We start from the raw sequence: 24,612 nt of genomic DNA on the forward strand, positions 1-24,612 counted from the left end.
ATATTAAAAACAAAACCCATCAAAATTGATGGGTTAAATTAATTGTTATTTCAAGTAAAGACTATGGTCTAAAATTAATTTTACGCATACGTAAGCTTTCTGGAGTAACTTCTAAATACTCATCAACTTTAATGTATTCCATATTTTCTTCTAAAGAAAAATCTACTTTTGGAGCAATTTTCATAGCATCATCTGTACCAGATTTACGCATGTTTGTTAACTGCTTTCCTTTAATTAAGTTTACAGCTAAATCAGTATCCTTACTATTTTCTCCAATTACTTGACCAATATAAATTTCTTGGTTAATGTCTATAAAGAAACGTCCTCTATCTTGTAAACGATTTAACGCATACGCTGTTGCTTTACCAGCTGCAGAAGAAATTATAGCTCCTTTTACATCTTCTGTAAAATCTCCTTTATAAAGACCGTATTCAGAAAAACGGTGATTTATAATTGCTGTACCAGCTGTAGCTGTTAAAATTCTATTTCTTAAACCAATTAATCCTCTTGAAGGAATAGAAAATTCTAAATGTTGTAAATCTCCTTTTGGTTCCATAATTAATAAATCTCCTTTTCTCAAAGAAACTAAATTAATTGCTTTAGAAGCCATATCTTCAGGAACATCAATAGACAATGTTTCCATTGGCTCGTGTTTCTTACCATCTATTTCTTTAATGATTACTTGTGGTCTTCCCACTTGTAACTCATATCCTTCTCTACGCATTGTTTCGATTAATACAGATAAATGTAAAACTCCACGTCCGAAAACGTTAAATTTATCTTCAGAATCTGTAGTTTCTACTTTTAATGCTAAGTTCTTTTCTAATTCTTTAAACAGTCTGTCTCTAATGTGACGAGATGTTACATATTTACCTTCTTTACCAAAGAAAGGTGAGTTGTTAATTGTAAACAACATACTCATGGTAGGTTGGTCAATTTCAGTTCTTGGTAATGCTTCTGGGTTTTCTAAATCTGCAATTGTATCACCAATTTCAAATCCTTCAATACCAGTAATAGCACAAATATCTCCACAAGGAACTTTTTGTACTTGCGCTTTACCCATTCCTTCAAAAACGTGTAATTCTTTAATTCTTACTTTCTTGGTAGAACCATCAGCCTTACAAAGCTTATAATCTTTACCTACTTCTAAATCTCCTCTAAATACACGTCCAATAGCGATTCTACCTGTAAAAGAAGAAAAATCTAAAGAAGTAATTTGCATTTGAGGTGTTCCTTCATTGTAAGTTGTAGCTGGAATAGATTCTAATACAGCATCTAATAATGGAACAATATTATCTGTTTCATTTTGCCAATCTGTACTCATCCAATTATTCTTTGCAGAACCATAAATAGTTGCAAAATCTAATTGTTCTTCTGTAGCTTCTAAAGCGAACATTAAATCAAAAACTTTTTCATGAACTAAATCAGGAGTACAGTTTTCTTTATCTACTTTATTTACAACTACAATTGGCGTTAAACCTAATTCTAAAGCTTTTCCTAAAACAAAACGGGTTTGTGGCATAGGGCCTTCAAAAGCATCAACCAATAACAAAACACCATCTGCCATTTTTAATACACGCTCTACTTCTCCACCAAAATCGGCGTGACCAGGAGTATCAATTACATTGATTTTAGTGTTCTTATAGTTTACAGATACGTTTTTAGAAAGAATAGTAATTCCTCTTTCACGTTCTAAATCATTATTATCTAACAATAAATCTGTACGTTCTTTACGATCGTCCAAAATCTTAGCTTGATCTATAATTTTATCTACTAATGTTGTTTTCCCGTGATCAACGTGCGCTATAATAGCGATGTTTCTGATTTGCATGCTTAATTTCTTAAATTTCGTGCAAAAGTAGTGTATTCTTCTCAATACAAAGTTGAAAAGCTGAAAAGTTTTAAAGTAACAAGGCCTAAAATTGTAAAAAGAAATTAAAAAAGTAGATACTTATGCATCTTCTCTAAAGGCAGAAGGCAAAATATCTGGAATTAATTTTATCAATAAAGGCAATAATAATGCACCACCAGGAAGCAAAAACACAGCAAAAGCTGGTATTGCTTTACATATATCTAAGAGTTGTTCTTTTATTTTTTCTTTTTCATCATCATCTAAAGAAGTATGTGTTGCTTTTTTTATCAACCCAACAGCTTCTTTACTCTGTGCTAACTCTTTAGCTAAGCGTTTTTTATTCTTTTCAAGAATTTCTTTAAACTCTTCTTTTGTAGTCATTAAATTTTTCTTCGCTTACGCTCAGTTTTTAATAAATTAAGCTCTCTACTTGTTTGACCAGCAACAGAAGTATTTTCTTCTGCCCTTCTGATTAAGTACGGCATAACGTCTCTTACAGGTCCAAAAGGCAAGTATTTAGCAACATTGTAGCCTTTATTTGCTAAATTATAACTGATATGATCGCTCATTCCAAATAATTGACCAAACCATAGCCGATTATCGTTCTCTTCAATTCCATATTTTTTTGCAAGCTCCATTACTAAATAAGAACTTTCTTCATTATGAGTACCCGCAAATAAAGCCATTTTTGGATGTTCCATCATATATTTTATAGCGGTATCATAATTTTCATCAGTCGCTTTTTTATTTTCACAAATTGGTGATGGATAGCCGTTTTCTTCAGCTCTTTCTCTTTCTTTTTCCATATAAGCGCCACGAACCACTTTCATACCAATATGAAAACCCTTTTCTTTCGCTTTTTGATGAAGCTTTGTTAAATACTCCATTCTATCATGACGATACATTTGTAATGTATTAAAAACAATGGCTTTTTCTTTGTTGTAAGTTTCCATTAATTCCTCAATCAACTCATCTGCTGCATCTTGCATCCAACTTTCTTCAGCGTCAATTAGTAACGGAACATCTTTTTTAACTGCGTCTTTACAAACAGTATGAAAACGCTCTAATACTCTATCCCACTCTTTTGTCTCTTTATCCGACAACGATTTTCCTTCTGATATTTTTTGATACAAACCAAAACGCCCAAAACCTGATGGTTTAAATACCGCATACGGAATCGATTGTTTTTCTTCACAAAAATTAATGATTCGTAATATCTTTTTTAAAGCGCCGTCAAAACTAATTTCTTCATCCTTCCCTTCTACAGAATAGTCTAAAACACTATGAACTTTACCATTAGTATACATATTGGCTATTATTGGCAAACAATCATCTTCTGTTACGCCTCCACAAAAATGATCGAAAACTGTAGAACGAATCAATCCCTCAATAGGCAAATGCGCTTTTAATGCAAAGTTGGTTACAGCACTACCTATTCTAACCATAGGTTGATTTTGAATCATTTTAAAAAGAAAATAAGCGCGTTCTAACTGAGAATCAGATTTTAAAGAAAAGGCAACTTCTGTATTATCAAAGAGTTTCATTCACTAATAATTTATATCCAAACAAAGATACTTATAAAAAGAAAAAATTAAATATTTTCTACTTAATTTGCGGCTTCAAATTTTTTGTGCATGAAATCCATTAAAGCAGTATCATATTTTGTTCATTTTCAGGATAAAGGCTATCAAGAACTATCAAAATTAGTTGAAGAAAAAAGCTATTCTTCTATATTTATTTTGGTAGATGAAAACACTTTAGAGCATTGTTACCCTACTTTTATGTCAAATTTTAGCACACATACTAGAATTGAAGTCATAGAAATTGAATCTGGTGAAATCAATAAAACCATTGATACTTGTACTGGAGTTTGGGAGGCTATGACTGAATTGGATGCAGATAGAAAAAGTTTACTAATTACCTTAGGTGGTGGTGTAATTACTGATTTGGGTGGATTTGTAGCTTCTACTTTTAAACGTGGAATTGACTTTGTTAATGTACCTACTACTTTACTTTCTATGGTTGATGCTTCCGTTGGAGGAAAAACGGGTGTAGATTTAGGTGTATTGAAAAACCTAGTAGGTCTGTTTGCTAATCCGCAAATGGTGATTGTAGATGAAACATTTTTAGGCACAGTTTCTGAACGTGAAATTCGCTCTGGAAAAGCAGAAATTATTAAATATGGCTACACATACGACATTAAACTAATTAATGAATTAATAAATGATAATTCAAACAATATCAGCAAATTAATTCACAGGTCTATTGAAATAAAAAACGAAGTTGTTCTTGAAGATCCTAAAGAAAATGGATTAAGAAAAATTCTAAATTTCGGACATACTTTAGGGCATGCTATTGAGTCTTATTTTTTAGCTTCTGATGAAAAAGAAAACCTAACTCATGGGGAAGCAATTGCAATTGGTATGATTACAGAAAGTTATCTTTCTTCTGTATTACTAGGTTTTTCTAAAGATAAATTAACAGCCGTAAAAGAGTTGATTATTTCTGTTTATGGAAAAGTGCCTATTCTTACTTTAGATTTTAACCCTATCATGGAGTTTCTAAAACATGATAAGAAAAACGTAAACGGACAGGTTAACTTTGTTTTATTAAAAGATTTTGAAGATTACAAATTAGATTGTATTGCTTCAGAAGAACTGATTATTAGAAGTTTAGAATATTATAATAGTTAAGCAGATTTCCCCTTTTTTATAACTCTAATAATTGTTATTCCTGTGAAGACAGGAATCTTGAGCTTTACTATATTTAGAGGTTTCTGCCTTAGCAAGAATGACAGCGGAATTTAATTCTTAACATAACAAGATTGATAAATATCCTCATAAACTGGTAGAATATTTTCTAAAGAGAATAACTTAGTATGTTCTTTTGCATTGTGTTTAAACGTATCTAAAGTTTCATCGTCTTTTAAAATAGTAATTGCGTTTTTTGCCATATCAGATATATCACCAATAGTACTTAAATATCCAGTTTTTCCATGAATATTAACTTCTGGCAATCCACCTGTATTTGTTGATATTACAGCCGTAGATGCTGCCATTGCCTCTAAAGCTGCCAAACCAAAACTTTCTGTTTTAGAAGGTAACAAAAACAAGTCTGAATAGCATAGAATTTTAGCAACTTCATTACTGTTGCCTAAGAATAAAACTTTATCCTCTATTCCTAATTCTTTTACTAATAATTCAGTTTTACTTCTATCTACTCCATCACCAACCATTAATAATTTTGAAGGAATTTCTTTCTGAATTTCATTAAAGACTTTAATAACGTCCTCAGTTCTTTTTACGGGTCTAAAATTACTAACGTGAGTTACGATTCTTTCTTCAGGTAGCGCAATTCCAGCTCTTTTACATTCAGTTTGATTCGCTTTGTCATACTTCTCAGTATCAATAAAATTATAGATTACTTTTATGTCATTAGTAATATTAAAAAGACGTAAGGTATCTTCTTTTAAACTATTTGATACCGAGGTAACTACATCAGAATTATTGATACTAAATTCAACCGCAGTTTTATACGTTGGATGACTTCCAACAAGCGTAATATCTGTACCATGTAATGTTGTGACAACTTTAATATGAATTCCTTTTTCTAATAACATCTTTTTTGCCATAAAGGCAGCGTACGCATGCGGAATTGCATAATGCACATGCAATACTTCAAGTTGATGCTTTTCTACAATTTCCACCATTTTACTTGACAAAGCAAGTTCATAAGGTTGATATTGGAATAATGGATATTCTTCTAATAAAACTTCGTGAAAATGTAAATTGTGAGTAAAAAAATCTAACCTAACTGGTTGATTATAAGTTATAAAATGAACTTCATGTCCTTTATCCGCCAATGCCATTCCAAATTCTGTTGCCACTACTCCACTTCCTCCAAATGTTGGATAACAAACAATTCCTATCTTCATATTTATTAAATGATTTAATATTAAAAAGAATACTACTCTTTTATAACTTTAGTTGTAAAGATAAAAGTATTCTTACATTTTAACGTTAAATAAATTCACAAAAAAAGAGTTTTTCAAAAAATGAAAAACTCTTATCTATATCATTGATTATTTAAAATAATACTAATAATCTCCTAATGTTACTGGATTTTGAGTTAAAGCATTTTCTAATTGCTCATCATTAGGAGCTTTTCCGTGCCAAGCATGCGTATACATCATGTAATCGATCCCATTCCCCATCTCTGTGTACAATAAAATACAAATTGGTTTTCCTTTGCCAGTTAATGATTTTGCTTCCGCTAAGCCTGCTAAAATAGCCTCTATATCATTTCCTTCCTTAACTTCTAATACATCCCAACCAAAAGCAAGAAATTTATCTTTAATACTTCCCATTGGTAATACATCATCTGTAGCACCATCAATTTGTTTACCGTTTAAATCTATGGTTGCAATTAAGTTATCAATTTTTTTTGCTGATGCATACATAATTGCTTCCCAGTTTTGGCCTTCTTGTAATTCACCATCACCATGTAAAGAATACACTAAACGATCATCATTATTCAACTTTTTTGTTGTTGCTGCTCCAATGGCAACAGACAACCCTTGTCCTAATGATCCAGACGCCATTCTAATTCCTGGTAAACCTTCATGAGTTGTTGGATGTCCTTGTAAACGCGAATTTAACTTTCTAAACGTTGCTAATTCTGCTACATCAAAATAACCACTTCGGGCTAAAACACTATAAAAAACAGGTGAAATATGTCCGTTTGATAAAAAGAATAAATCTTCATTCTTCCCGTCCATAGTAAAATCTGATGAATGTTTCATTACTTCTTGATATAAAACAGTAATAAACTCTGCACAGCCTAACGAACCTCCTGGATGACCAGAATTTACGGCATGCACCATTCTTAATATATCTCTTCGAACCTGTTGGGTAAAATCCTGTAATTGCTGTGTTGTTGGCATTATTTAAATTTTGTTGCCAGCAAAAATACAAAAGCGATTGTATTTGTATTGATTTTGAATAAGTTTTCTTTAATAATTATTAACAGGCTATTTTTAAATTAATTAAAAATAGTATCAAAAAGTTTAAAAAAAGAAAAGAGCTTGATGTTTCCTTTTTCATAGTTTCCCTTTATTTTTGGAAAAAATTAAAAACACAATACTCTTTTCTAAGTAACAAATTTAAAGCATTTAAAGCATTGTTACAATAATTGCAAGTCTAAATTTATGAATTTCGACTAAATACAAAAGGTTTTTTCCCCTTATAAAACTATTAAACATATAGGATAAGAAGAATTAATATTTTATGTTTGCAATATATGTTATCTGCTATGATCAATATAATACGTTTTGCTACTTTACTACTTATTTTCATTTTTAGCACGAAAATAACTTCTCAAAACCAACACACTTTAATTGACTCTACTTACAATTATATTTCAGATAAATATTATAAATATAAGTTTACTGATTCAATAAAAGCGAAGCATTACTCTGATAGTTTTTTACTTAAATCTAAAAAAGAAAATGATACTCTAAGTTTAATTGATGGTTATTTTTATAAAAGTGAAGTTTTAAAAAATGATTCTATCTTTATTAATTACTTAGATAATTTAATATTTTCAACAAAAAACGTCCCTTCAAAATTATTTCCTGCAATAGCCTATTTTCAAAAAGGTGAATATTATCAATATAAAGAAGAGAATAAAAAATCGTTAGAAAATTTATTACTAGCAATAAAATACACCAATATAAATAAAAATGATAGCCTTAAATATATTGCAAAACAATTGGTAGGTATTTTAAAATCAAAAAATAACGAGTTAAATGATTCTAAAAAAATATACCGAGAAGTTTATAATTTTTATGAAAGGAATCCGAAATATAAAGACTCAATAAATTATTTTAATCTATTATCAAATTTAACTTTAGATTTCTTACAAGAAAAAAAGTTAGATTCTGCAAATTTTTATAATGCTAAAGCTACTTTATATGCTAAAAACACAAAAGATACATTCAATTTAAACTTTCTTACATTTAGACAAGGACAAATTGAATTCGAAAAAAAGAACTATAAAAAAACAATTCAATTAATAAACAAATCTATACCATCAATTGAATTAGAAGAAAATTATTCAGCATTAAACTATGCTTACTATTATATTGCTAAATCAGAGTTTTATTTAGGAAATACAAAAAAAACTTTAAAATACAATTTACTTATAGATTCGTTATATAGTTCGAAGAATATACCTAATAAAGTACAAAAAAGTAGTTATACATTTTTAATCAAGTATTATAAAGGAAAAAATGATCTTAAAAATCAATTATTATATATAGAAAAGTTATTAAAATTAGATAATATACTTACAAAAGATAATTTTGAATTGACTAAAACTTTTACTGAAGAATTTGATACACCAAATTTAATTGCCCAAAAAGAACGTCTTATTAATAAACTACAAGTTAATGTTCATTCATCAAATAATGCAAAAACTATTTTAGGAATTATTGCTTTATTAGCATTAATATTAACCGGGTATCAGTATAGAAAACGAAGAAAAATTAAATTAAAGTTTGAAGAGTTAATTAACAATAAGGAAGATAAAATTGCTTTTAATAAATCTAAAGCAGAACCCATTAAATCATCTGAAATCAACCTTTCTAAAGAAATTGTAGCTAGTATTATAGACTCTTTAAATAGCTTTGAAGAAAACAAAAACTATACAAATAGTAAACTTAGCCTTAATTCTTTAGCAAAGGAAATAAATACTAACCCAAATTATTTATCTAAAATAATTAATTTTTATAAAAAAGTAAGTTATTCTAAATATATAAGCGACTTACGTATAAATCATTGTTTAGAATTACTAAATAGTCAATCTGAGATTAGAAAATATACTATTAAAGCCATTGCAAAAGAAGTTGGTTTTAATAATTCTGAATCTTTTTCTAATGCATTCTTCAAAAAAACTGGATTGAAACCTTCCTATTACATCAAAGAGTTGAAAAAATTTGATAAATAAAAAAAAGAAGAAAAAAGAGCCTATAATATTTATTTTTTTTATAATACTACCCCCTAAGTAAGCATACAAATTAGTAATTAATTATTGAGCTCTTTTTAATGATTGTTAAAAGTAAGTCTAAACCTTTAAAGTAAAAACAAAATATAGTCTGTTTTCATGAATTTCGATAAGTTCATGAAATAAATTAGTACAAAAATTAAGTTTTTTGCTTCTTTTTCTTAGCAGCAGGAAATAATACATTATTTAAAATTAAACGATATCCAGGCGAAGTTGGATGTAAATCTAGTTCAGTTTTTGGGTCTCCTACTCTATGGGTGTAATCTTCTGGGTCATGGCCTCCATAAAAAGTAAACATGCCTTTTCCTTTCGTTCCATGAATATAACGCGCTTCTCTATTTGTTCTATTTTCTCCTAAAACTAATACGGTTGATTTTACCGTATTCCTATCAAAAGAAGTCGTTTGTCCCATAAAAGCTTTTACCAATTGCGTATGATTCTGTGTTAACATAGTAGGAACTTGATCCCACTTTGCAGAAAACTCTATTAAAGAAAAATAATCTGATGTTTTCGGAATTCTACGCTTTCTAGTCATATCAATCGTAGAAAACTCATAGGTGGTCGGATTTCTAATCAGTTGAAAATCTTTAAAAGCAAACGTTTTATTATAGTTTATTTTAGATTGATAGCTAGGTTCGGATGCATCTCCATCAAACATGGCTTCTGAAATATCAACTCCTTCGGCAGATAAAGCAATATCAAAACTATCGGTTGCAGAACACATGGCAAACATAAATCCACCTCCAACAACATAATCTCTAATTTTCTTTGACACAGCTAATTTTGCTTGCGATACTTTTCCATATCCTAATTTAGCTGCTAATTTTTCAGACCGCTTCTTCCCTTCTATATACCAAGGAGCAGTTCTAAAAGCGCCATAAAAACGTCCATACTGACCTGTAAAATCTTCATGATGCAAGTGCAACCATTCGTATAACAACAATTTATCACTCAGAACCTCCTCGTCATAGACTACATCAAACGGAATCTCTGCATACGTTAATACCATAGTTACAGCATCATCCCAAGGCATTTTGTCTTTTGGAGAATATACTGCTATTTTTGGAGCTTTTTCTAACGTTACTGCTTCTTGATTTTTAGAAGGTGATGAAATTTCTTCTAAAATTAATGCAGATTTTGCCGTTGAAATTATTTGATACGAAACTCCTCTAATTTTACACTCTTTTTCAATTACTGGGTTATTTTCTATCAAAAATGCGCCACCATCATAATTTAACAACCATTTAGCTTTAATACCTTGTTGTAAAGAATAGTAAACAATTCCATATGCTTTTAGATGATTTTTCTGATTATCATGACTCATAGGCACATAAATAAAAGATGCCCAAATAGAATTTGATAAGAATAAAAAAGTAAGTAATGTTAAAAATTTCTTCAATCTGATATTTCTTTTATTTATTATAATCTTTAAACCAAGCCAAAACATGGGCAACTTTACTAATTAAATTACTTGGTTTTCTAGCAATACCATGTGAAGCTTCAGGAATTTCCACCAAAATAGTTTCAATTTTCCTTAGTTTTAACGCATGATATAATTGTTTTGCCTCACTTGGAGGTGTCCTTAAATCATTCATACCTACCATGACCATAGTTGGTGTTTCAATATTACCTACTAATGATAACGGAGAAAATTTCCAATACGTATCAAAATTTTCCCAAGGTTGCCCTGGATACCGTGAATTTGCATAACCATAATAATTATCGGCAACCAATGTTTTACTTATCCAATTCATTACTGGTTTAACAACAGCAGAAGCTTTAAATCGATTGTTTTTACCAATCATCCAAGCCGTCATAATACCACCAGCACTTCCTCCAGTTACAAATAACTTATCATTGTCAACCAATCCTTTTTTAACTAAATAATCTACACCGTCCATAACATCATTATAGTCTTCACCTGGATAATTATTATATAATAAATTTCCAAATTCTTCACCATAACTTGTACTTCCTCTAGGATTAGGATAAAAAACTACATACCCATCTGCAGCATATAGCTGCATTTCAGCAGAAAAACGATCGCCATAATTTAAAATTGGCCCACCATGATTTTCAACGATCAATGGATATTTTTTTGAAGCATCATAATTTGGTGGTTTCACAATCCAACCTTGTATATTTCTGCCATCGAAAGTAGATTTGTACCAAACTTCTTCTGTAACACCTAATTCTCTATAACTTAAAACATCTTCGTTTAAATTAGTGATGAGTTTTACTGATTTATTATCTTGAATTACAGCCAATTCTGCTGGGTATTCGGGTCTAGTTTGTGTATACACCAAGGTTCCATTATTAGCAACAGAATAAGAGCCAGATGCATAAGGTCTACCAATTGTAGTTCCTCCTAAATTATCTGCAAGTTTTGTTATTTTTCCATTTAAGGAAATATATCCAACTTTAGAATTTCCTTTCTCATCATAGGTAAAATACAAACCTTTCCCCTTTTTATCCCAAGAAATATTAGAAATACTGTTATCAAACTTTTTGGAGACAACTTTTTGATTGTTTCCATTTGTATCCATAATATTCAATACCCTATTTTGATGCGTTTGTACTTTATCTTTAAAACCTAAATACGCTACTTTCTTTCCATTTGGAGATACTTTAGGTGAATAATCTGGTCCATTTTGAGAAGTTAATACCGTTATTTTTTTAGTTGCTGTATGTATTTTATATACTTCGTTATTTCTAAATTTATATTCCCAATCTTTTACTCTATTGGCAGAAAAGTAAATAAATGTACCATCTGGAGAAAACGACAAACTTCCTCTGTGGTTATAAGTATCACTTGTTAATTGTCTGGGTGTTCCTCCTTCCGCAGGAATGGTAAAAATATGCGTAAAACCAGGTTTTAAATAGCCTCTACCATCAGCTTCATGTTTTAATCTATCTGTAATTCTTGCTGATTTTGCCCATTTTGCACCTTTTGGCTTCTTTGGCATTTTAATAACAACCGGAGACTTTTCTGCTTTAAACATTGTAAAAGCAATTTGTTTTCCATCTGGAGACCAAGTTATACTACTTGGAGACATTTCTAATTGAGAAATCTTAGCTATTTTACTAGTGTTAACCCAATACATATATAGTTCTGAACCTTCTTTTGTTGTACTTACAAAAGCAATTCTATCTCCGTTTGGAGACCATCTAGCTTGCGATTCGTTTACTTCTCTTGAAGTTAATTTTCTATGTGATGATCCATCTGTATTAATAATCCAAAGATTGCCTTTAGAAGTATCTTTCATAATATCAAAACCAGTTCTTCTATAAACAACTTGTGTTGCATCTGGAGAAATTTGAGGGTCGGAAACCCATTCTAAAGAAAATACATCTAATTGTTGAAAAGGTAATTTCTCATTTTGAGAAACAACTATTTGAAGACTAATAAGGTAAAAGACAATAAAAAATATACGCTTCATAGTTAATGCTATTGTAAAAAACTAAAATACACAATTACTAGAAAGCAATTGTGCATTTTTTTATTTTTATGAATTGTTTATGAAAATACTTATTTACGATAATCTCAATAAATTCAACAATAAGATCATTAATATCAATGGTTTACAGGAATGACATGAGGTATTATCTAAAAAGGAACATCATTATCATCACCTGTTCCAAAAGCATCTTTAGGTTCAATTCGTTGGTCTGGGAAAATATCAGAATTCATACTCGATTGGAATTCACTACTAAAACTTTCTTCTAAATCAGAAAACTTAGCCAAGTGACCCGTAAACTTTAAACGAATATTGTCTAATCCACCATTTCTGTGTTTTGCAACAATAAATTCTCCTTGTCCAGCACATGGTGTATGATCATCATCGTCCCACTCTTCCATTCCGTAATATTCAGGTCTAAAAATAAACGATACAATATCAGCATCTTGCTCAATCGCACCCGATTCACGTAAATCAGATAATAAAGGACGTTTACTTCCTCCACGTGTTTCAACCGCACGTGATAACTGAGATAAAGCAATTACTGGAACTTCTAATTCTTTTGCTAAGGCTTTTAAGTTTCTAGAAATCATCGAAATTTCTTGCTCTCTATTTCCGCCACCTTTTCCGTTTCCACCCGCTGTCATTAATTGTAAATAATCAATAACAATAATTCTAACTCCGTGTTGCGATACTAATCTTCGTGCCTTTGCACGTAAATCAAAAATGGATAATGATGGTGTATCATCAATAAAAATTGGTGCATCAGAAAGCTTCTTAACTTTTACATTTAATTGCTCCCATTCATGTGGTTCTAAATTTCCTTTACGCAGTTTTTCTGATGTCAATCCCGTTTCCGAAGAAATCATACGAGTAATTAATTGTACAGAAGACATCTCTAAAGAAAATACGGCTACAGCATGATTAAAATCGATGGCCATGTTTTTTGCCATCGAGATAACAAATGCTGTTTTTCCCATACCTGGACGTGCAGCAATAATGATTAAATCGGAAGGTTGCCATCCAGAGGTTAATGCGTCTAACTTGGTAAAACCAGTAGCTAAACCACTCATTCCCTCCTTATTACCTATTTCTTGAATCTTCTTTAATGCTTGTTTTACAAGATCACCAGCTCCTTCTGAACTCTTTTTTAAGTTTCCTTGAGTTACTTCAAATAACTTCCCTTCTGCATCATCTAATAAATCAAAAACATCAGTAGTTTCATCATACGCATTTTCTATAATTTCACTTGATATCGAAATTAATTTACGCTGAATGTATTTTTGTAGAATGATTCTTGAGTGAAACTCAATATGAGCAGAAGATGCTACTTTCTGAGTTAAACGAATCAAATAAAAATCACCTCCTGCTAACTCTAACTTTGCGTTCTTTTTTAGTTGATTAGAAACCGTTAATAAATCAATAGGTTGCGAATTCTGAAAAAGCTCATAAATAGCAGCATAAATCTCTTGATGCTTGGTATCATAAAAAGCATCGGGATGCAAAATATCAATGACATCATCAATACCTTTTTTATCAATCATCATGGCGCCTAAAACGGCTTCTTCTAAATCTACTGCTTGTGGGGGAATTTTACCTTTTTCTAGACTAATTAATCTAGATTTATCTATTTTTTTGCCGGCAAATGAGCTTGTTTTTTCCATACTACACAAAGGTAGATTTTTACTTTGGTTGGGGGCTCTCTTTTACAACTTTTATTTGTACACATTTATTGTAAACAAAAATGTTATTATCTTGTTAACAAGTACCCAACTTCTAAATTGATTGCGTATTTTTATCGAAATGAAATGGAACAAAAAACATCTTTTCTTAACAGCACTCTTACCCATAAACAGTTTACTAGTTAATTGGATAAGTCAATACCCACAAGTAATTGAAGAATATTATTCAAATGGAATCTATCCTTACATTTCTTCATTTTTTAGGATTATTTTTGGTTGGATTCCGTTTTCTGTTGGAGATGTTTTAGGTTTTGTTTTGATATACTGTGTAATTAAGTTTATTTACAAATTGATAAAAAGTCGATTTAAAAATATCATTGCTCAGCTATTAAAAATCACTTCATTTTTATCGATACTTTATTGCTGTTTTTATCTTTTCTGGGGCTTAAATTATTTTAGAGAACCTTTATCAAAAAAACTCGGTTATGAAAAAACGAAATATACCACAGAGCAATTAGAAAACACTACAAAACTCATTATCAACAAACTAAATAAATATCACCTAGAAATCACAAAAAATGATTCTTTAAAAGTTGAAAATCCATATACTGCTAAAGAAATGTATGAAAAAGCATTGCTGGGTTATGAAAATTTGGAAAATGATTTTCCACAATTAAAATTCAATTTTAAATCTACTAAAAGTTCATTAGTTAGTTTGTTACAAATGTATAATGGCACATCTGGTTATTTAAACCCTATTACTGGAGAAGCACAAGTAAATGATCGAATTCCAAAAACAAGTTTTCCAACTACTGCATGTCATGAAATGGCACATCAGATTGGATATGCAGCAGAAAACGAAGCTAATTTTATTGGTTTTCTAGCCGCCAATTATCATACAGATGTTTATTTTAAATATGCTAGTTATCGAATGGCTTTTGGATATTGTATTTCTGAAATGCGTAAACGCGATAAAAGCACCTATAAAGGACTCTGGAAATTAGTAAATAAAGGAATTAAAAAAGATTACAATGCCAGTTATGACCTCTGGCAACAATATCAAAACCCAATAGAACCACTCATAAAAAAAGGATATAATTCGTATCTAAAAGCGAATAATCAGACTAAAGGAATTGAGTCTTATAACTATGTGGTTGATTTATTGATTTTATATTTCAGAAAAGATTTAGCTATTGTTTCTTCTTAAAATTATGTTAAAGTCTTAACGAATCCTCAATATGAAACTGGGAATGAATATTTTTATTGACAATTCAAATATACATACATAATGAGAAAACTTTTTCTACTACTCTTTTTCTTGTCATTTTCTTTAGTACAAGGTCAAGATTATTTCCCAACAGATTCGGGAGTAAAAACATCAAAAAACACGCTAGTAGCGTTTAAGAATGCTACTATATATGTGTCCCCTAAACAGGTTATTAAAAACGGAACTTTACTAATTAAAGATGGTAAAGTAGTAAATGCTGGTACATCAGTTAACATTCCTAAAGGAACAAAAACAATTGATTTATCTGGTAAAACAATCTATCCTTCTTTTGTAGATGCTTATGCTACTTTTGGAATTGCTAAACCAAAAAGACCTTCTGGAGGAGGATTTGGTGGCAGACAATATGACGCTACTCGTAAAGGATATTACTGGAACGATCATATTAGACCAGAAACCGATGCTGCTAATGAATTTAAATTCGATGCTAAAAAAGTAAAAGACTTTTTAAAAGCTGGTTTTGGTGTGGTTAACACACATTTAGAAGACGGGATTATTAGAGGAAACGGAATGTTAGTTGCCTTAAATCCTAATACTACTGATGCCTATAGAATATTAAATAATAATTCTGCGCAATATTTATCCTTTGCAAAAAGTAGAAAATCTAAACAATTATATCCAGGCTCTAGAATGGGTGCAATGGCACTATTAAGACAAGTATATAATGACGCAGATTGGTATGCGAAAGGCAATATGAAAAATACCGATTTAGCTTTAGAAGCTTTAAATGAAAATAAGAACCTTAAACAAATATTTGATACTGGTAGTTTATTAGATCTTTTTAGAGCTGATAAAATTGGTGATGAATTTGGTATTCAATATACCTTAGTTGGTAATGGTGATGAATTTGAAAGAATTAACGACATCAAAAAAACCAATGCACAATTTATTATTCCAGTTAATTTTAGAAAAGCATACGATGTTAGCAATCCTTTATTAGCACAACATATTTCTTTAAATGATATGCGTAAATGGAATCAAGAACCTTCTAATCCAGCTGTTTTAGCAAAAAACGGAGTTTCTTTTGCATTCACTTCAAAAGGATTAAAGTCAGTTGGAATGTTTTCAAAAAATATTCAGAAAGCCATTAAACATGGATTATCTAAAGAAAAAGCATTAGAAGCGTTAACTACAATTCCTGCAAAAATTTTAAATAACTCTAAAATTGGGAATCTTAATAAAGGAAGTTATGCGAACTTTATTATTACTTCTGGTGATGTTTTTGATGCCAAAACTACCTTATATGAAAACTGGGTTCAAGGAAGTCAGAATATCATTAATGATATGAATATTAAAGATCTTTCGGGTAATTATTCATTAAGTGTAAACGGTAATAAATATGACTTAACTGTTTCTGGTAAAGGCGCTAAACAAAAAGGAAGTGTAAAGTTAGGCGATAAAAAAGTAAAATCTAAATTTTCTTTTAAAAACGATTGGGTTTCTATTTTACTAAATGAAACAAACGGATTTACTCGTTTATTAGGTAAAGTTTCAGCAAATAGTAACTATTTACAAGGAACTGCATATAATGAAGCTGGAAACGAATCTTTTTGGTCTGCCTCAAAAAATGCAGCTAAAGATGATAAAAAGAAAGACGATAAGAAGAAAGATGATAAAAAATCTTCACCCGAAGTTGTTGCAGTAAGTTATCCAAATATTGGTTTTGGTAACTATTCACAACCGAAACAAGAGACTATCCTAATTAAAAATGCAACGGTTTGGACCAGTGAAAAAGACGGAGTTCTTAAAAATACAGATGTATTATTAAAAGGAGGAAAAATTTCTAAAATAGGTAAAAACCTAAGCGCAAGAGGTGCAAAAGAAATAGACGGAACTGGCAAGCATTTAACTGCTGGTATTGTTGATGAACACTCACACATTGCAGCTTCTGCTATTAATGAATGGGCACAAAATTCTTCGGCAGAAGTAACTATAGAAGATGTTGTAGATCCAAATGATATCAATATTTACAGAAACCTTTCTGGAGGAACAACCTCTGTACAAATTCTACATGGTTCTGCAAATCCAATTGGAGGTCGTTCTGCAATTATCAAACTTAAATGGGGAGAGAATGCAGATAATATGATTTATGAGAATACGCCTAAATTCATAAAATTTGCTTTGGGTGAAAACGTAAAACAGTCGCGAAGCGCAAACGGGGTTCGTTTCCCACAAACTCGTATGGGTGTTGAGCAAATGTTTATCGATTATTTTACAAGAGCTAAAGAATATGATGCTAAAAAGAAAAGCGGTCAGCCTTATAGAAAAGATGCAGAAATGGAAACATTGGCTGAAATCATTAATAAAGAACGTTTTATTTCTTGTCACTCTTATGTACAATCAGAAATTAATATGTTAATGAAAGTTGCAGAAAAATTCAATTTTAATGTAAATACATTTACGCATATTTTAGAAGGTTATAAAGTAGCCGATAAAATGAAAGAACACGGTGTTGGTGGTTCTACTTTCTCAGATTGGTGGGCATATAAATATGAGGTAAACGACGCAATTCCATTTAATGCAGCAATTATGGCAAATGCTGGAGTAACAGTTGCTATTAATTCTGATGATAGAGAAATGTCTCGAAGATTAAATCAAGAAGCGGCAAAAACTATTAAATATGGTGGCATGTCTGAAGAAGAAGCTTGGAAAATGGTGACTATAAATCCTGCAAAATTATTACATATCGATGATAAAGTAGGAAGCATAAAAACTGGAAAAGATGCCGATGTAGTTTTATGGAGCGATCATCCAATGTCAATTTACGCAAAAGCTGAAAAAACCATTATTGACGGAAAAGTATATTTTGATATTGAGAAAGATCATCAAAAGAGAAAAGCAATTACGCAAGAAAAAAGTAAGCTTATCAATATGATGTTAAAAGAAAAAATGGGTGGCGGCAAAACACAGATGCCTTCTAAGAAAAAAGACATTCATTTTCAATGTGATACTGAATTAACCGCTAAAAACTAAAATCATGAAAAAAATAATATACAGCATACTGTTTTTCTTTTTAGTAGGAACAAGTATTGCACAGCAAACACCAGCAGCAAAACAAACAATAGATGTAACTATTGAAGGTGCAACAGCGCATTTAGGAAACGGAAAAGTGATAGAGAATTCATTAATTATGTTTTCTAAAGGGAAAATTACGTATGTAGGAAGTGCTTTAACAAAAATAGGACGAATCGGAACCATAATAAATGGAAAAGGAAAACATGTTTATCCTGGCTTTATTGCTGCAAATGCCTCTTTAGGTTTAGCTGAAATCGATGCTGTAAAAGCAACTAGAGATTTTGATGAAGTTGGTACTATGTTACCGCATATCAGAAGTTTAATCGCCTATAATGCAGAAAGTAAGGTAGTTGAATCTATGAGACCAAATGGTGTCTTAATGGGACAAATTACACCGCGAGGTGGTACAATTTCTGGAACATCATCTATAGTACAATTTGATGCTTGGAACTGGGAAGATGCAGCAGTAAAAGTAGATGATGCCATACATATTAATTGGCCAAGTAGTTTAACAAGAGGACGTTGGTGGCTAGGTGAAGATGCTTCACTAAAACCAGATAAAAAGTACGCAAAAAACATTGCAAATATTAAAGATTTCTTTGCAGATGCAAAAGTATACTTATCGGGTAGTAAGAAACAAACTAACTTACCTTTTGGGGCTACTGAAGGATTATTTAATGGTTCTCAGAAAATATTTCTTCACGCAAGTGGCCAACAAGAAATTACAGATGCAATCACAATTTGTAAAGATGCAGGTATTAATAATATGGTGATAGTTCACGGACAAGGAGCTGATAAAGTTGCTAATTTATTAAAGACAAATAATGTAGCTGTTATTATTGATAGACCTCACAGAAACCCTAATAGCGAAGATGATAGTTATGATAGTACCTATACCTTAGCAAAATCTTTAGTTGATAAAGGGATTTTAGTAAGTTTAGGAATGGAAGGTCAAATGGAACGTATGAACACTAGAAACTTACCATTCTATGCTGGTACCTATGCTGCTTGGGGACTAGGGAAAGAAGAAGCATTAAAGTTAATTACTTCTAATACTGCTAAAATTTTAGGAATAGATAGTACAACTGGAACGCTAGAAGTAGGAAAAGATGCCACGTTGTTTATTTCTAAAGGTGATGCTTTAGATATGAGAACAAACGTACTTTCAAATGCATTTATACAAGGACGTAAAATTAGTTTAGAAACTCATCAGACAAAACTTTGGAAACGATATTCCGATAAGTATAAAAATCAATAAAATAAAAAAGGCGCTGATTTCAGCGCCTTTACTTTTTCCTTTTCTAAACAACTTGTTTAACTCATAACAATGTTGAAAACAAATTCCTTAAATTCTTTACAAATATTATAAAACTAGTTTGAATGTAAAATACCTATATATAGGTATTTATTATTTTGAACATTTATAAAATTTCCCAGAGTCTTTTACACCTACGCGAACTTTGTCTATAATAATAGAAATCGAACGTTTTTCTTTTAGGTCGTAATATGTAGAATAAATAGCATGATTTGATTTAATATGAATTCTATCTGTTGCTATATATTTTTTTGAAGTACTTTTTGATTTTGGAACTGCACTATAATTAATATGTAATGGTTTAGCATATCTATTTCGAAACTGAATTTTCCAACGATATGCTTTACTTTCTTTATTATATACACCTTTTTTAATTCTATAATCCAAACCTTTTAGGCAAGATGTTTTCTTCCATTTTCCCCAACCGTAATTATTATCTGAAACGTTAGAATTAAAAAGAAATAACAGTAAAAATGTTGTAATAAAAAATCTATTCAAAATCATCTGCAAATATTATTAAAAAACACTTTAAATTACTATTTAATTATAAGTATTTTTGTAGGAAATGAAAGAAATAGCAAGCATTCAAAATCCATTCATAAAACAACTTGTAAAACTCCAAGAAAAATCTAGAGAACGCAAAAAACAAGGATTATTTTTAATAGAAGGCAAACGTGAAATTTCTTTAGCTATAAAAGGAAATTATCAAATTACTTCCCTCCTTTTCTGTAACAATTTAATTACTGATAATGAGTTAGAAAGCTATACTACAAATGAAACTGAGCTTATATCAGTAACAAAAGAAGTCTATCAAAAAATTGCCTATCGAGATTCTACTGAAGGATTGATTGCTCTTGTAAAAACAAAAGATTTTTCGTTAGAAAACATCACATTTAAAAACATCACTCCTCTACTTCTAATTGCAGAAGGAATCGAAAAACCAGGTAATATCGGAGCTATGCTAAGAACTGCCGACGCAGCAAATATTGATGCAGTTTTAATTGCTGATGCAAAGACAGATTTATACAATCAAAATGTAATTAGATCTAGTGTAGGTACATTATTTACCAATCAGATTGGTGTAGGAAGTTCTGAAGATATAATTACTTTTTTACAGAAAAACAATATAAACTTCTATGCTGCTACTTTACAGAATTCAAACGAATATCATACGGTAGATTACACACAATCATCTGCAATAGTTGTTGGTACTGAAGCAACAGGTTTAACAGAGATTTGGAGAGAAAAAGCGACACAAAACATTAATATTCCTATGCAAGGAACCATAGATTCTATGAATGTTTCTGTAGCTGCTGCTATTGTTATTTTTGAAGCTAAAAGACAAAGAATAAATTAAAAAAATTACATGAACTCAACTATACTATTCTACATTCTAATAGCAATTATTATCATCAGTTTTTTAGTTGATAAAGTTTTAGATACGTTAAACGCAAAACATTTTGATGATCCTATTCCAGAAGAATTGGCAGATGTATATGATACCGAAGAATACGAAAAGTCGCAATCATACAAAAAAACAAATGATCATTTTTCTAACTTAACAGGCTTCTTTTCTATCATTTTAACTTTATCATTCTTTTTCTTTGATGGTTTTGCTTATGTAGATCAGTTTGCAAGAAACTATACCAATCATCCAATTTTAATTGCGCTTATTTTCTTTGGAATTATCATGATAGGTTCTGATATGTTAACCACACCTTTTTCATATTACAAAACTTTTGTGATCGAAGAAAAGTTTGGTTTCAACAAGACTACTAAAAAAATATTTTGGTTAGATAAATTAAAAGGAGCCTTGATGTCTGCTGTTTTAGGTGGAGGAATTTTAGCTTTAATTATTTGGTTTTATCAACTAACTGGTACAAACTTTTGGTTATACGCTTGGGGATTAGTAGCCATATTTAGCATATTTATGAATATGTTTTATGCAAAACTTATAGTTCCTTTATTTAATAAACAAACACCTTTAGGAGATGGTGAACTAAAAACAGCCATAGAAACCTATGCAAAAAAAGTAGGTTTTACTCTCAATAATATTTTTGTGATTGACGGCTCTAAACGATCAACTAAAGCAAATGCATATTTTTCTGGTTTTGGTTCTCAAAAAAGAATTACATTATTTGATACTTTAATTAATGATTTAGAGACTGATGAAATTGTAGCCGTTTTAGCACATGAAGTTGGTCATTATAAGAGAAAACACATCATTTTTAATTTAGTTACCTCTATCCTACTCACAGGTTTTACACTGTATATTTTATCGCTATTTATTAATTCCCCTTTATTATCTGAAGCCTTAGGAGTTTCTATACCAAGCTTTCATATTGGTTTAATTGCTTTTGGAGTTTTATATTCTCCAATTTCAGAAATCACTGGTTTAGTCATGAATTATTTTTCAAGAAAGTTTGAATATCAAGCTGATGATTATGCAAAAGAAACCTTTGCAGGAAAACCATTAATTACATCGCTTAAAAAACTATCAAAAAACAGTTTAAGTAATTTAACACCGCATAAAGCCTATGTATTTATGCATTATTCTCATCCAACATTGTTGCAAAGAATTCAGAATTTAAAAAAGTAATACTTGCTCATTACATTTCTTTGTGGTACTTTTCCTTATCAATAAAAAAACATTTTTAGTGTAATTTATGGCCTATTCTGCAACCATAGAAGAAGAAAATAAGGAAATAGCAAATCGATATAAAGATTTGTTAAAAGGAACGTATGAAGTTTTATCTAAAGAAGATAAAGCTTTAATACGTAAAGCTTTTGATATTACTGTAGAAGCTCATTCAGAACAAAGAAGAAAAACTGGTGAACCTTATATATTTCACCCTATTGCTGTAGCAAAAATTGTTGCTTATGAAATTGGCTTAGGAGCAACATCAATAGCCGCAGCATTATTACACGATGTAGTTGAAGATACAAAATATACTATCGATGATATGGAACGGTTGTTTGGAGAAACAATTGCTCGTATTGTTAGTGGATTAACTAAAATCTCTCGATTAAACAAAGAGAAAGACGCTTCAATTCAAGCAGAGAATTTTAGAAAAATGTTACTCACACTTAATGATGATGTTAGGGTTATTTTAATAAAAGTTGCAGACCGATTGCATAATATGCAAACTATGGATGCAATGCCTGCACATAAACAGCTAAAAATCTCATCAGAAACTTTATATATTTATGCACCATTAGCACATAGACTTGGACTTTATAATATAAAACAAGAACTCGAAGATTTAGGATTAAAGTATACAGAACCAGAAGTTTACAACGATATTTTAAGTAAAATAACAGGTAGTAAAGAAGAACAACAGAATTACATAGATAAATTTGCAGAAACCTTAGACAAAGCGTTAGTAAAGGAAGCTTTTGATTATGAAATAAAAGGGCGATTTAAATCAATTTTTTCTATTAGAAGAAAAATGAGAAATCAGAATGTTTCTTTTGATGAAGTCTATGATAAGTTTGCCATTCGTATCGTTTTTAAACCAACTTCTAAGGATGAAAAATTTGATGCTTGGAAAATATATTCAATTGTTACAGATCATTTTAAACCAAATCCTTCACGATTAAGAGATTGGATTTCTCAACCAAAATCTACTGGATATGAAGCCTTACATATTACGGTTATTGGACCAGAAGCCAAATGGGTAGAAGTTCAAATTCGTTCTGAAAGAATGGACGAAATTGCTGAAAAAGGCTATGCCGCCCATTTTAAATATAAACAAGGAAAAGTTAATGAAAACGGTTTAGAAGGCTGGTTAAATAAACTAAAAGAAACATTAGAAAATCAAAGTTTGAATGCCGTAGATTTTGTTGAAGATTTTAAACTAAACCTTTACGCTAAAGAAATTTATGTATTTACACCTAAAGGCGATTTAAAATCCTTACCAAAAGGTGCTTGTGCCTTAGATTTTGCGTTTGCAATTCATACCGATGTTGGACTAAAATGTAGAGGTGCAAAAGTAAACGGAAAACTAGTTCCGTTAAGTCAAGAACTTAATAGTGGTGATCAAATAGAAGTTCAAACAGCTAACAATAATAAGCCCAATGTACGTTGGTTAGATTTTGTAATTACTGCAAGAGCACGTACCAAAATTAAATCGGCATTAAAAGAAGAAGAGAAAATTATTGCCGAAGAAGGAAAAGCTATTTTGGCAAGGAAATTACGTCATTTAAAAATTCCTACGAATGATAAAACATATCATGAACTTGCTACTTTTTTTAAATTAAAAACAAGCTTCGATTTATTTTTTAGAATTGGTAATGGCGCCATTGATAATACGCAGTTAAAAGCATACGCAGCACAACGAAATAGTAAAATACTATCATTCTTTAAAAATACGTTTAGTAGATCTTCATCAGATAATATAACTGAAAAAGAAGAGATTACTGCAAAATATGATGCATTAGTTTTTGGAAAAGAAGAGGAAAAACTAGATTATAAATTAGCCAAATGTTGCAATCCAATTCCTGGTGATAATGTATTTGGATTTGTAACCATTAATGATGGTATAAAAATTCATAGTAAGAGATGTCCTAACGCAATTTCGTTGCAATCCAACTATGCTTATAGAATTATGCGTGCTAAATGGATAGATTCTACCAAGCAAGAATTTAAAGCAATTTTACACCTTTCTGGAATCGACAATAAAGGAATTGTTAACAATTTAACACGTATCATTTCGAATAACATGAGTGTATTTATCCATAGTATAAATATTTCTGGAGATCAAGGTGTTTTCGATGGTAAATTGTCCATTAGTGTTAAGAACAAAAACCAGTTAAATAAGCTTATTGAGAGCATTAAAAAAATTGATGGTGTTCAAAATGTAGAACGTGTTAATACTTTGTAAATATCATTTGACTAAAAGCTTGGAAATATCCATTATATAACAGTAAATTTGTTCTTTCGT

Annotated in this window: 17 protein-coding genes; 8 read left to right on the forward strand and 9 right to left on the reverse strand. The window is 30.5% G+C overall.

Annotation, left to right across the window (positions count from 1 at the left end):
* Positions 1–61: 61 nt before the first annotated feature.
* From typA to OD91_RS01400, 3 genes are all read right to left on the reverse strand, one after another.
* Entirely contained in the window at positions 62–1,831 is a 1,770-nt protein-coding gene (gene typA / locus OD91_RS01390; RefSeq protein ID WP_144894619.1) for a translational GTPase TypA, read from the reverse strand.
* A 120-nt stretch (positions 1,832–1,951) separates the two neighbouring features.
* Positions 1,952–2,233: an LETM1 domain-containing protein gene (locus tag OD91_RS01395; protein ID WP_144894620.1), complete on the reverse strand. Its 282-nt coding sequence runs from the start codon at positions 2,231–2,233 to the stop codon at positions 1,952–1,954.
* Positions 2,233–3,396, reverse strand: coding sequence for a proline dehydrogenase family protein (locus tag OD91_RS01400; RefSeq protein WP_144894621.1), 1,164 nt, complete (start codon positions 3,394–3,396; stop codon positions 2,233–2,235). The genes OD91_RS01395 and OD91_RS01400 overlap by 1 nt, the downstream gene beginning before the upstream one ends.
* A gap of 90 nt (positions 3,397–3,486) precedes the next feature.
* Between OD91_RS01400 and aroB the strand changes: the two genes are divergently transcribed.
* Entirely contained in the window at positions 3,487–4,545 is a 1,059-nt protein-coding gene (aroB, locus tag OD91_RS01405; protein ID WP_144894622.1) for a 3-dehydroquinate synthase, read from the forward strand.
* Between the two features lie 110 nt (positions 4,546–4,655).
* On the opposite strand, the gene bshA is transcribed toward aroB, so the two are convergent.
* Positions 4,656–5,786 carry an N-acetyl-alpha-D-glucosaminyl L-malate synthase BshA gene (gene bshA, locus OD91_RS01410; RefSeq protein ID WP_144894623.1) on the reverse strand — a complete coding sequence of 377 codons (1,131 nt, stop codon included), beginning with the start codon at positions 5,784–5,786 and terminating at the stop codon, positions 4,656–4,658.
* Between the two features lie 162 nt (positions 5,787–5,948).
* The gene (locus OD91_RS01415) at positions 5,949–6,794 is read right to left on the reverse strand and encodes a transketolase (protein WP_144894624.1); all 846 of its coding nucleotides are present in this window, start codon (positions 6,792–6,794) and stop codon (positions 5,949–5,951) included.
* A gap of 368 nt (positions 6,795–7,162) precedes the next feature.
* Between OD91_RS01415 and OD91_RS01420 the strand changes: the two genes are divergently transcribed.
* Positions 7,163–8,857, forward strand: a complete 1,695-nt coding sequence (locus OD91_RS01420; protein WP_186434369.1) for an AraC family transcriptional regulator — start codon at positions 7,163–7,165, stop codon at positions 8,855–8,857.
* Between the two features lie 196 nt (positions 8,858–9,053).
* Here the strand turns inward: OD91_RS01420 and OD91_RS01425 are convergent, their stop codons facing one another.
* The 3 genes from OD91_RS01425 to dnaB all read right to left on the reverse strand — a co-directional run bounded on the left by OD91_RS01425 (position 9,054) and on the right by dnaB (position 14,036).
* On the reverse strand, positions 9,054–10,238 hold the full coding sequence (locus OD91_RS01425; RefSeq protein ID WP_144896897.1) for an asparagine synthetase B: 1,185 nt from the start codon (positions 10,236–10,238) through the stop codon (positions 9,054–9,056).
* 88 nt (positions 10,239–10,326) lie between these two features.
* Positions 10,327–12,354, reverse strand: a complete 2,028-nt coding sequence (locus tag OD91_RS01430) for a S9 family peptidase (RefSeq protein ID WP_144894626.1) — start codon at positions 12,352–12,354, stop codon at positions 10,327–10,329.
* 167 nt (positions 12,355–12,521) lie between these two features.
* Complete coding sequence (gene dnaB / locus OD91_RS01435; protein ID WP_144894627.1) at positions 12,522–14,036, reverse strand: replicative DNA helicase; 1,515 nt, start codon at positions 14,034–14,036, stop codon at positions 12,522–12,524.
* A 139-nt stretch (positions 14,037–14,175) separates the two neighbouring features.
* Between dnaB and OD91_RS01440 the strand changes: the two genes are divergently transcribed.
* From OD91_RS01440 to OD91_RS01450, 3 genes are all read left to right on the forward strand, one after another.
* A complete protein-coding gene (locus OD91_RS01440) occupies positions 14,176–15,261 on the forward strand; it encodes a DUF3810 domain-containing protein (RefSeq protein ID WP_144894628.1) in 1,086 nt (361 codons plus the stop codon).
* An 81-nt stretch (positions 15,262–15,342) separates the two neighbouring features.
* Positions 15,343–18,312 carry an amidohydrolase family protein gene (locus OD91_RS01445; protein ID WP_186434370.1) on the forward strand — a complete coding sequence of 990 codons (2,970 nt, stop codon included), beginning with the start codon at positions 15,343–15,345 and terminating at the stop codon, positions 18,310–18,312.
* Positions 18,313–18,316: 4 nt separating this feature from the next.
* Positions 18,317–19,612 (forward strand): amidohydrolase family protein, encoded by a 1,296-nt coding sequence (locus tag OD91_RS01450; RefSeq protein WP_144894629.1) that lies wholly within the window; start codon positions 18,317–18,319, stop codon positions 19,610–19,612.
* Positions 19,613–19,762: 150 nt separating this feature from the next.
* Here the strand turns inward: OD91_RS01450 and OD91_RS01455 are convergent, their stop codons facing one another.
* Positions 19,763–20,173, reverse strand: a complete 411-nt coding sequence (locus tag OD91_RS01455; protein ID WP_144894630.1) for a hypothetical protein — start codon at positions 20,171–20,173, stop codon at positions 19,763–19,765.
* 61 nt (positions 20,174–20,234) lie between these two features.
* Here OD91_RS01455 and OD91_RS01460 point away from each other — a divergent pair, with 61 nt between their 5' ends.
* From OD91_RS01460 to OD91_RS01470, 3 genes are all read left to right on the forward strand, one after another.
* Positions 20,235–21,026, forward strand: a complete 792-nt coding sequence (locus tag OD91_RS01460; RefSeq protein WP_144894631.1) for an RNA methyltransferase — start codon at positions 20,235–20,237, stop codon at positions 21,024–21,026.
* 9 nt (positions 21,027–21,035) lie between these two features.
* Complete coding sequence (locus OD91_RS01465) at positions 21,036–22,268, forward strand: M48 family metallopeptidase (RefSeq protein WP_144894632.1); 1,233 nt, start codon at positions 21,036–21,038, stop codon at positions 22,266–22,268.
* A gap of 67 nt (positions 22,269–22,335) precedes the next feature.
* Complete coding sequence (locus tag OD91_RS01470; protein ID WP_144894633.1) at positions 22,336–24,552, forward strand: bifunctional (p)ppGpp synthetase/guanosine-3',5'-bis(diphosphate) 3'-pyrophosphohydrolase; 2,217 nt, start codon at positions 22,336–22,338, stop codon at positions 24,550–24,552.
* The last annotated feature ends 60 nt before the right edge of the window (positions 24,553–24,612 follow it).

Origin of the sequence: Lutibacter sp. Hel_I_33_5, assembly GCF_007827455.1 — a bacterium.
Classification (GTDB): Bacteria; Bacteroidota; Bacteroidia; order Flavobacteriales; family Flavobacteriaceae; genus Polaribacter.